The organism is Nocardioides nitrophenolicus (assembly GCF_016907515.1).
Taxonomy (GTDB): Bacteria; Actinomycetota; Actinomycetes; order Propionibacteriales; family Nocardioidaceae; genus Nocardioides; species Nocardioides nitrophenolicus.
This window is the reverse complement of record NZ_JAFBBY010000001.1, coordinates 1,465,054-1,474,304: the sequence shown is the minus strand read 5'-3', so window position 1 is coordinate 1,474,304 and position 9,251 is coordinate 1,465,054. Positions and strand designations below refer to the sequence as shown.

Genomic DNA, 9,251 nt, shown 5'->3' with positions numbered 1-9,251 from the left:
CAGGAGGTATCCCATGGGCCGGATCTTCGGGCGCGGAACGCGTCGCGGAGCCGCGGCGGGGGTGGCGGCGGTCGCGCTGTTCGCCCTGTCTGCGTGTGGCGGGTCGGGAAGCGGTGCCGGACCGGCCGCGGGCGACGAGCTGCCCAAGACCATCAAGGTCGTGTCGATCAACCCGACCACCGGCGTGGTGGCCTTCGCCGGCAACTCGGCCAACAAGGGCTACCAGCTGGCGATCAAGGAGATCAACGACACCGACTTCCTCGAGGGCTCGAAGCTGGAGCTGGACCTCAAGGACACCAAGAGCGAGCCCCAGACCGCTGCCCAGGAGATGACCAAGGCGACCACCGGCGGCGACATCTCGGCCGTCTTCGGCTCGGTCTCCAGCAACGAGGCGGTGGCCATGTCGCCGCTGGCCGAGAAGCAGAAGATGCCGACCATCTACACCCAGGCCGGCTCGGACGGCGTCGTGGTCGGTGACTACACCTGGCGCGCGACGCCGCTGATGCGCGAGTACTACACCAACCTGACCAAGTACCTGAAGGACAGCGGCGCCAAGTCGATCGGCATCATCTACACCGAGGCCACGCCGACCCTGCAGGACATCGGCAAGAACACCCTGCCGGGCATGGCCAAGGACCTCGGCATCGAGGTCACCGCCTCGGTCGGCACCCAGGCGACCACGCAGGACTTCTCCGCGCCGATCTCGCAGATCCTCAAGTCCAAGCCCGACATCGTCTCGATCCTGCTGGTGGGCGCGTCCAACCCGACCGCGATGACGCAGCTGCGCCAGGCCGGGTACGACGGCCCGGTGCTCGGCAACTCGGGCGCCAGCGCCGGCAACCTCAAGCCGGCCGGCGCGGACGCCGACGGCATGGTGTGGGCGGCCGACTTCAACTCGGCGATGTCGGCGGAGTCGAGCCAGACCTTCACGAAGCTCTACCAGGACGAGTACGGCGAGGCGCCGCTGAACTACGCGGCCGAGGCGTACGACGCCGCGTGGTTCCTCGCCCGCTCGCTCAAGGAGGCGCAGTCCGCCGACCGCGAGTCGATCAAGGACGCGATGGCCAAGGTCGCCGAGTCGTCCTTCGACGGCGCGCTCGGCACCGACCTGAAGTGGGTCGACCAGGACCTCGTGGTCCCCGGCGTCGTGATCGAGTACCGCGACGGCGGCGAGCACATCCTCTACGAGGGCTCTGGCGAGTGATCCCGGCCGGTGCGGCGAGGGGTCGGTCCCGACCCCTCGCCGCACCGGTTCTCGTCCACCACCCGACCATCCCCGTCACCTGATTGGAGGAGCTGTGCAGGACCTGCTGAGCGTCGTGACCCTGGGCTCCATCTATCTGCTGTTCGCCCTCGGGATGAGCCTCACCTGGGGCACGATCGACATCCTGAACTTCTCCCACGGCTCGATCTTCATGTTCTCGGTCTTCTCCGGATACCTGATCCTGGAGCACACCACGCTGCCGTTCGTCCCCGTGCTGCTGATCGGCATCGCCGTCGGCGCCGTGATGTCCCTGTTGGTCCAGGTGCTCGCCTTCGAGCAGATCATCAGACGCGCACGTGACAAGCGCACCGCCGAGATGCAGGTGCTCATCGGCGGCATCGGGATCGCGATCATCCCGCTGGCCATCGCCCAGCACAACACGCACTCCGTCCCGTTCGGGCTGCGGGAGTCGTCCTTCACGGTCCACACCTGGCAGGTCGGCGACCTGCGGATCACCAACATCGCGGTGATCACCATCGTGCTGGCCGCGATCCTGTGGGCGGCGATGGCCTTCTGGCTGCGCCGCTCCCGTCAGGGCCTGGCCCTGCGCGCGATCGGCGTCGACACCGAGGTGGCCTCGCTGATGGGCGTGCACCGTCGCCGGCTCGCCCTGGCGACGATGGCGGTCTCGGGTGGTCTCGCCGGCCTCGCCGGCATCCTGTTCACCTTCGGGCTGGGCGCCATCACCGCGGAGAGCGGTGACACCCTGCTCGTCAAGGCCTTCGCCTGCATCATCCTCGGCGGCGTGGGCAGCATGCGCGGCGTCGCCTTCGGCGCCTACGTGCTGGCCGCGTGCGAGGTGTGGGTCCTCACCCAGACCAGTGGCTCCTGGGTCGAGGCCGTGTCCTTCGGCCTCATCTTCCTCGTCCTTCTCGTCCGTCCGACCGGCGTCTTCGGGCGCAAGGAGGTGCGTCGTACGTGAGCTGGTATGACACCAACCTCGTCCTCATCCAGGCGAGCATCACCGGCCTGCTGCTGGCCCTCAGCATCCAGGTCCCGCTCCGGATGGGAGTGTTCTCCTTCGCGGGCGTCGGTGCCTACGGCATCGGCTGCTACGCCGGGGCCGTCCTGGTCCTCGACCACGAGATGACGGCCCTCCCGACGATCCTGATCACGACGGTGCTCGGCGCCGTCGTCGTCCTGATCGTCGGTCTCCTCATCAACCGGCTCAACGGCCTCACCCTCGCCATGGCCACGGTCGCCTTCGACCTGATCATCAGCGTGGTCGCCATCAACGGTGGGGAGACCACCGGCGGTGCGACCGGCCGCTACGGCGTGATCACGGACTTCACGATGACCCATATGTGGACCTTCCTCGTGGTGGTCCTGGTGCTGGTCGCGTTGAGCGAGCGGGGCAAGATCGGCCGCCGGGTGGACGCCGTGCGCGACGACCCGGAGCTCGCGGCCTCGGTCGGCATCCGGGTGCGCCGCTACCGCCTGGTCGCGTTCACGGTCAGCGGCGCGCTCGGCGCCTGCGCCGGCGCGATGAACATCCTGGTGCGCAGCGCCGTGACGCCGCTCGACATCGGCTTCCACCTGATCGTCCTCGCGCTCACGATGATCATCGTCGGCGGCTCGCTGTCGTGGAAGGGCGCGGTCATCGGCGCGGTCGTCTTCACCTGGCTGCCCGACGTGCTCCAGGTCATCGGCGAGTGGCAGGAGCTCGTGTACGGCGTCATCGTCGCCTTCGCGGCGGTCCTGATGCCGCGCGGCATCTACGGCCTCTACGTCCAGGGCAAGCTGGCGGTGCTGCGCCGGCGACGGGCCGGGAGCAGTGAGGTCAGGGCGGCGATGGCCGCCGAGGAGGCGCGCGAGTCCGGCGACGACGGTCCGCACGTCGAGAGCACGATGGCCGAGGCCGCGCATCGCGGTGACGAGCCGATGGGAGCCAAGCTGTGACGACCTCGATCTCCGACCCGACGCCCGCCGTCCCCGCGACCGGTACGCCGGTCTTCGAGGCCCGCGACGTCAAGGTGCACTTCGGTGGCGTCAAGGCCGTCGACGGCGTCTCGCTCCAGCTCATGCCGGGCCTCATCTACGGCATCATCGGGCCCAACGGCTCGGGCAAGAGCACCCTGATCGGCGCGATGACCCGGCTGACGAGGCTGACCAGCGGCGAGCTGCTGTTCGACGGTGAGCCGTACCAGAACGCGCCGGCCTCGGCGATCGCGCGCAAGCGGGTGGCGCGCACCTTCCAGACGGTGCGGCTGCTGCCGGACCTGGACGTGCGCGCGAACGTGCGGTTGGGTGCGGACGGCCGCAAGGACGAGCGGCCCGGCCTGGTCGCGCGGATCCTGGGGACCGGCAGCTCGCCGGCCACCGAGGAGGCGATCAAGCGGGCCGACCTGACCGGCTTCGAGTCGTTCTACCCCTCGGAGCTGTCGTACGGGACGCAGCGGCGCGTCGAGATCGCGCGGGCGATCGCGACCGACCCCCGCCTGCTCCTGCTCGACGAGCCGACCGCGGGCATGAACCAGACCGAGCGCGCGGAGATCAGCGCGCTGCTCAAGCAGCTGCGCTCGGAAGGCCTGTGCCAGCTCCTGGTCGAGCACGACGTCCAGATGATGATCGACACCTGTGACCACGTCTTCGCGATGAACTTCGGCAAGCTGATCGCGCAGGGACGCCCCGAGGACGTGGTCCGCGATCCCCAGGTCCAGGAGGCCTACCTCGGAAGGAAGTGGCGCGAGCATGCTTGAGATCGACGACCTGCATGTCAGCTACGGCAAGGTCCAGGCGGTCCGTGGGGTGTCCATGGCGGCGCACCCGGGACGGATCACGCTGGTCCTCGGCGCCAACGGCGCGGGGAAGACGACCTCGATGAACGCGGTGGCCGGGCTGCTCCGGCCGGACTCGGGCAGCGTGCGGCTCGAGGGCGTCGAGATCGCCGGCATGGCGCCGCACCGGATCGTGCGGCGCGGGGTGGCCCTGGTGCCCGAGGGGCGGCGGGTCTTCGGTCCGCTCACGGTGGCCGAGAACCTCCGGATGGGCGCCTACACCGCGGCGAAGGCCGAGATGGCCGAGACCCTGGCGCGGGTGCACGAGATGTTCCCCATCCTCAAGGATCGGGCCAACTCGGCGGCGGGCCTGCTGAGCGGCGGCGAGCAGCAGATGCTGGCCTTCGGCCGGGCGCTGATGTCGCAGCCGAAGGTGATGCTGCTCGACGAGCCGTCGATGGGCCTGGCGCCCGCGGTCGTCGACTCGATCCTCGCCAAGGCCCGCGAGATGGCCGACTCCGGCATCGCGATCCTCATGGTGGAGCAGAACGCCGAGGCCGGGCTCGACATCGCGGACGACGTGGTGGCGGTGGCCCGCGGCGAGGTGGTCTACACCGGGAAGGCGAGCGAGGCCCGCAACAACGCCTCGGTCCTGCGGGCCTTCCTGGGCGAGGCCGCCCTCGCCGAGCCGCGCTGAGCGAGATGACACGAGAGGTCGCGCCGGGAGGTCGTCCCGACGCGACCTCTCGTCGCGTCCGTCGCGGCCCGGGCTCAGGAGAAGAAGCGCTGCTCCCACGGGATGATCTCGTTCATCACCTGGGGGAACTTGCGCTCGGCGTACCGCTCGTAGGCCTGGATGTGCTCGCGCATCCGGTCCATCGCGACATCGGGGTCGCGGGACTCGAGGGCGTCGTAGATCTCCTGGTGGGCCTTGAGGATCGCCTCGCGGCGGTACTGCGGGTAGTCGATGCCGATCAGGGTGCCGTCCATGATCGAGAGCAGCGACTCGATGAGGTAGCCGAACAGCGCGTTGCCGGACGACCAGGCGATGACGTCGTGGAAGCGCTTGTTGGCGTCGAGGAAGGAGTACTGGTCGTCGATCTCGTCGCGCATCTGGTCGACCGTGCCGCGCAGCTCGAGGAGCTCCTCGTCGGTCATCTTGTTGGCGGCCATGCTGCTGATCATCGGCTCCACGGCCGAGCGCACCTCGACGATCGTCCGGAAGGGCGCCGAGCGCAGCTGCATGAGCAGCACCAGCGTGCTGCCGAGGTGGGTGGCGCTGGGGCTCTGCAGGACCGGGCCGCCGCGGGGACCGGGCTTGAGGGCGATGACTCCCTGGAACTCCAGCAGGCGCAGCGCTTCGCGCAGCGTCCCGCGGCCGGTCTGGTACTTCTCCAGCATCACCTTCTCGGGCGCCAGCAGGTCGCCCTCCCCGAGTCCCGCGCGCAGGGCGTCCTGGACGATCCGCTGGGCCACCAGCATGGCTGCCTTCGGCGGCCGCTGCGCCGCCGACTGGTTCAGAGACGTCATTGGGATGCCCTCCAGTAAATCGATGCCGAACATTATTACAGAACGAGCCGCCCGGACGGCCTGATCCGCGAGTAGTGCCGAAGGGACTCCTTCCGTGGGCCCGGGTGCCGAGATGATCGAACAAGAAAGGGATCGCGATGACCGCAACAACCGAGAGGGACGACCAGGAGTCCGTGGCCGCTGAGATCGGCGCGCTGGTCCGCTCCTGGGGCCTTCGCGAAGTGCGGCCCACCGTAGCCGACCGTGAGGCCGCTGGGGAGTTCCCGCGCGACCTCTATCGCGAGATGGGTGAGCTGGGCTTCTTCGGCTGCTGCTTCGCCGAGCGGTACGGCGGCACCGGGGCCGGGTTCCGGGCGTTGGCCGCGGTGTCCGAGTCGCTGGCCTGGGTCTATCCGCCGCTGTCCGCGTCGATGAACCTGCAGGCCGCGACGGTCCCGTTGACCATCGCGAACTGGGGCTCGCCCACCCAGGCCGAGCGCTGGGTGCCGGGACTGATCGGCGGCGAGCTGCTCGGCGCCAACGCGATGACCGAGCCCGACGGCGGGTCGGACTTCCTGGGCGCGATGCGCACCCGCGCGGTCCGCGACGGGGACTCCTACGTCATCAACGGCGCGAAGCTGTGGATCACCAACGCCAACGTGGCCGACGTGGTCATCGTCTACGCCAAGACCGACCCCGCCGCGGGGCACCGGGGCGTCACGGCCTTCCTGGTGCCGACCGACACTCCCGGCTTCGAGGCGACCCGGGTGCCCTGCCGGGGCCTCGGCAAGCTGATGCCGACCAACGCGGTCAGCCTCACCGACGTCCGGGTGCCGGCGGACGCCGTGCTCGGCGAGGAGGGAGGTGGCTTCGTCGTGGCGATGAACGCGATGGACTACGGCCGCCTGACCGTGGCCTCCCGCTCGGTCGGCCTGGCGCAGGCCTGCCTCGACGCCGCGCTGGAGTACGCCAACCAGCGCACGGCCTTCGGCGAGCCGATCGGCTCCTTCCAGATGGTCAAGAAGCAGCTGGCCGACATGACGGTCGAGGTCGCCGCCGCCCGCTCGCTGGTGCAGGCCGCGGCCGCCCGTTACGACGACGGCGACCTGGCGACCCGGCAGAGCTCGATCGCCAAGTACTACGCGGGCGAGGTCTGCAACCGGGCGGCGCAGGCGACCGCCGAGATCTTCGGGGGTGCGGCGTTCAGCGACGACCTCCCGATCGGGCTCTACCTCAACTTCGCCAAGCTCTGGCAGACGGGGGAGGGCTCGGCGAACATCCAGGCGGTGCTGATCGCGGACGACGCACTGGGCTGGAAGGACATGGACCGGCACCGCTCGGTGCTCAAGACGGAGGTGATGGCATGAACGACGTGCTGATCGAGGAGCGCGGCGCCGCGCTGTGGATCCGGCTGAACCGCCCGGAGCGACGCAATGCGTACGACGCCCCGATGGCTGCCGCGATCACGGAGGCGCTCGAGGACACCTCGACGTACCACGCGGTGGTGATCACCGGCTCGGGTGGCTCCTTCTGCGCGGGAGGCGCGCTGACGAACCTCAGCGAGCCCGACATGGCGTCGATGCGCGGGCTCTACCGCTCCTCGCTGCGCCTCTTCGACGCGGTGCGGACCTGCCCGCGGCCGGTGATCGCGGCGGTCAACGGCGCCGCTGCCGGTGGCGGCAACGAGCTGGTCGTCGCCTGCGACCTGGCCGTGGCCGCCCGCTCGGCGACCTTCGGCCAGACCGGCCCCAAGGTCGGCAGCTCCCCGGTCACCGGTGCCACCAACGTGATGGGCGTGCAGATCGGGGAGAAGCGCGCCAAGGAGCTGGCGATGCTGTGCCGCCGCTACTCGGCCGAGCGCGCGTACGAGATGGGCCTGGTCAACGAGGTCGTCGACGACGACCAGCTCGAGGCGACCGTGGACGGGATGGTCGAGGAGCTCACGCGGCTCAGCCCGCGCTACGTCGAGATCACCAAGATCAGCAGCAACCTGTGGTGGAACGCCGCCCGCGACTCCTTCTCCAACGGTCTCGGCATGCTGGTGCAGGCGATCGGCAGCCCCGACATGCGCGAGGGGGCCGCGTCGTTCATGGAGAAGCGCAAGCCGCGCTTCCCCGACCCGGCCTGAACCTGGCTGAGCCTGGGACGAGCACGAGGGCCGGTCGCCACCGCGGAGGTGGCGACCGGCCCTCGTCGCGTGCGGAGCCCGGTCAGCGACCGGTCCAGCGCGGCGCGCGCTTCTCCTTGAACGCGGTGGCGCCCTCGCGCGCGTCCTCCGAGGCGCGGACCGGGAGACTGATCTCGCGCTGCTTGTCGAACATCTCGGCGCGGGTCCACGCGGGCGACTCGACGATGATCTGCTTCGTGGCGCGCACGGCCAGCGGTCCGTTCTCGGCGATCGCCCGAGCGATCTCGAGCGCGCCGGCGAGCGCGCCCCCCGGCGCGGTCACCCGGTTGACCAGGTGGACCGCGGCGGCCTGCTCGGCGCTGATCATCGCGCCGGTGAGCGCCCACTCCATCGCCAGGTGGTACGGCACCCGCTCGGGCAGCCGCATCAGCCCGCCGCCGGCGGCGACCAGGCCGCGCTTGACCTCGGGCAGGCCGAACCTGGCGTTCTCGGCGGCCACGATCATGTCGCACGCGAGCGCGATCTCGAACCCGCCCGCCAGGGCGTAGCCCTCCACCGCGGCGATGATCGGCTTCTCCGGCGGGCCCTCGACGATGCCGGCGAACCCGCGGCCGGGGATCGACGGCTTCTCGCCGGCCAGGAACGCCTTGAGGTCCATGCCCGCACAGAAGGTGTCGTTGGCGCCGGTGATCACGCCGGACACGAGTGAGGGGTCGGCGTCCAGGCGGTCGATCGCCGCACCGACGGCCACGGCGGTCACGGTGTCGATGGCGTTGCGCGCATCGGGCCGGTCGATGGTGATGACGAGGACGCCGTCGCTCACCTCGGTGCGGACCGGGCCGAGCTCCTCGCTCACCGCGGCGCCATCCGGATCGCGCCGTCGAGGCGGATCGTCTCGCCGTTGAGGTAGTCGTTCTCGAGGATGTGCAGCGCGGTGCTGGCGTACTCCTCGGGGCGGCCCAGCCGTGACGGGTGGGGCACCTGGGCGCCGAGCTTGGCGATGACCTCGTCGCCGTGCCGGCTGAGGATCGGGGTGTCGAAGACACCGGGCGCGATGCTGCAGACCCGCACCAGGGAGCGGGCCAGGTCGCGAGCCGCCACGACGGTCAGCCCGACCACGCCGGCCTTGGCCGAGGCGTACGGCAGCTGGCCGACCTGGCCCTCCCACGCGGCCACGGACGCGGTCAGCACGCAGGCCCCGCGCTGGCCGTCCTCCGGCTCGTTGGCCGCCATGCTCGCGGCCGCGAGGCGCAGCACGTTGAAGGTGCCGTTGAGGTTGATGTCGACGATCTCCCGGTACGCGTCGTAGTCGCCGGCGCTGCCGTCGCGGTTGACGACCCGTACCGTGCCACCGCGACCGGCGCAGTGCACCAGGTGACGAAGCGGTGCCCGCTGGGTCGCGAGGTCGACCGCCCGGCCGACCGCATCGGCGTCGCGCACGTCGGCCGGCGCGAAGCTGGCCAGCTCACCCAGCTTCTCGGCCACCTCGGCCCCGGCCGAGCCGGGGAGGTCGACGATCGTGGTCGGGACGCCCCGGTCCACCAGTCGGGTGACGGTGGCCAGGCCGAGGCCGGAGGCCCCGCCGGTGACGATGGCGGAGCCTGCGCTGCTGAGGATCACGGTGCTGCCTTTC

The 9,251-nt window shown here is 70.5% G+C and carries 10 protein-coding genes; 7 read left to right on the top strand and 3 right to left on the bottom strand.

Annotated features, from left to right (window positions below; translation table 11 throughout):
* The first annotated feature begins 13 nt into the window (after nucleotides 1-13).
* The 5 genes from JOD66_RS07320 (at nucleotide 14) to JOD66_RS07300 (ending at nucleotide 4,678) form a co-directional block, all read left to right on the top strand.
* Nucleotides 14-1,204: an ABC transporter substrate-binding protein gene (locus tag JOD66_RS07320; RefSeq protein ID WP_204836239.1), complete on the top strand. Its 1,191-nt coding sequence runs from the start codon at nucleotides 14-16 to the stop codon at nucleotides 1,202-1,204.
* A gap of 94 nt (nucleotides 1,205-1,298) precedes the next feature.
* Nucleotides 1,299-2,186 carry a branched-chain amino acid ABC transporter permease gene (locus tag JOD66_RS07315; RefSeq protein WP_204836238.1) on the top strand — a complete coding sequence of 296 codons (888 nt, stop codon included), beginning with the start codon at nucleotides 1,299-1,301 and terminating at the stop codon, nucleotides 2,184-2,186.
* Nucleotides 2,183-3,163, top strand: a complete 981-nt coding sequence (locus JOD66_RS07310) for a branched-chain amino acid ABC transporter permease (RefSeq protein ID WP_204836237.1) — start codon at nucleotides 2,183-2,185, stop codon at nucleotides 3,161-3,163. Before JOD66_RS07315 ends, JOD66_RS07310 begins: the two co-directional genes overlap by 4 nt.
* Complete coding sequence (locus JOD66_RS07305) at nucleotides 3,160-3,963, top strand: ABC transporter ATP-binding protein (protein ID WP_204836236.1); 804 nt, start codon at nucleotides 3,160-3,162, stop codon at nucleotides 3,961-3,963. Before JOD66_RS07310 ends, JOD66_RS07305 begins: the two co-directional genes overlap by 4 nt.
* Entirely contained in the window at nucleotides 3,956-4,678 is a 723-nt protein-coding gene (locus JOD66_RS07300; protein WP_204836235.1) for an ABC transporter ATP-binding protein, read from the top strand. The genes JOD66_RS07305 and JOD66_RS07300 overlap by 8 nt, the downstream gene beginning before the upstream one ends.
* 74 nt (nucleotides 4,679-4,752) lie before the next feature.
* Here JOD66_RS07300 and JOD66_RS07295 read toward each other — a convergent pair whose 3' ends face one another.
* A complete protein-coding gene (locus JOD66_RS07295) occupies nucleotides 4,753-5,511 on the bottom strand; it encodes a FadR/GntR family transcriptional regulator (RefSeq protein ID WP_204836234.1) in 759 nt (252 codons plus the stop codon).
* Between the two features lie 137 nt (nucleotides 5,512-5,648).
* On the opposite strand from JOD66_RS07295, the gene JOD66_RS07290 reads away from it, so the two are divergent.
* Together JOD66_RS07290 and JOD66_RS07285 are read left to right on the top strand one after the other, a co-directional pair.
* Nucleotides 5,649-6,857 carry an acyl-CoA dehydrogenase family protein gene (locus JOD66_RS07290; protein WP_204836233.1) on the top strand — a complete coding sequence of 403 codons (1,209 nt, stop codon included), beginning with the start codon at nucleotides 5,649-5,651 and terminating at the stop codon, nucleotides 6,855-6,857.
* The gene (locus tag JOD66_RS07285; protein ID WP_204836232.1) at nucleotides 6,854-7,618 is read left to right on the top strand and encodes an enoyl-CoA hydratase/isomerase family protein; all 765 of its coding nucleotides are present in this window, start codon (nucleotides 6,854-6,856) and stop codon (nucleotides 7,616-7,618) included. The genes JOD66_RS07290 and JOD66_RS07285 overlap by 4 nt, the downstream gene beginning before the upstream one ends.
* Before the next feature lie 82 nt (nucleotides 7,619-7,700).
* Here JOD66_RS07285 and JOD66_RS07280 read toward each other — a convergent pair whose 3' ends face one another.
* Together JOD66_RS07280 and JOD66_RS07275 are read right to left on the bottom strand one after the other, a co-directional pair.
* Nucleotides 7,701-8,474, bottom strand: coding sequence for a crotonase/enoyl-CoA hydratase family protein (locus JOD66_RS07280; RefSeq protein ID WP_204836231.1), 774 nt, complete (start codon nucleotides 8,472-8,474; stop codon nucleotides 7,701-7,703).
* Nucleotides 8,471-9,238 carry an SDR family NAD(P)-dependent oxidoreductase gene (locus tag JOD66_RS07275; RefSeq protein WP_307823367.1) on the bottom strand — a complete coding sequence of 256 codons (768 nt, stop codon included), beginning with the start codon at nucleotides 9,236-9,238 and terminating at the stop codon, nucleotides 8,471-8,473. The genes JOD66_RS07280 and JOD66_RS07275 overlap by 4 nt, the downstream gene beginning before the upstream one ends.
* Between the last annotated feature and the right edge of the window lie 13 nt (nucleotides 9,239-9,251).

Coding starts and splice junctions, on each gene's coding strand:
- JOD66_RS07320 (WP_204836239.1), top strand. CDS start 14: ATGGGCCGGATCTTCGGGCGCGGAACGCGTCGCGGAGCCGCGGCGGGG.
- JOD66_RS07300 (WP_204836235.1), top strand. CDS start 3,956: ATGCTTGAGATCGACGACCTGCATGTCAGCTACGGCAAGGTCCAGGCG.
- JOD66_RS07295 (WP_204836234.1), bottom strand. CDS start 5,511: ATGACGTCTCTGAACCAGTCGGCGGCGCAGCGGCCGCCGAAGGCAGCC.
- JOD66_RS07290 (WP_204836233.1), top strand. CDS start 5,649: ATGACCGCAACAACCGAGAGGGACGACCAGGAGTCCGTGGCCGCTGAG.
- JOD66_RS07285 (WP_204836232.1), top strand. CDS start 6,854: ATGAACGACGTGCTGATCGAGGAGCGCGGCGCCGCGCTGTGGATCCGG.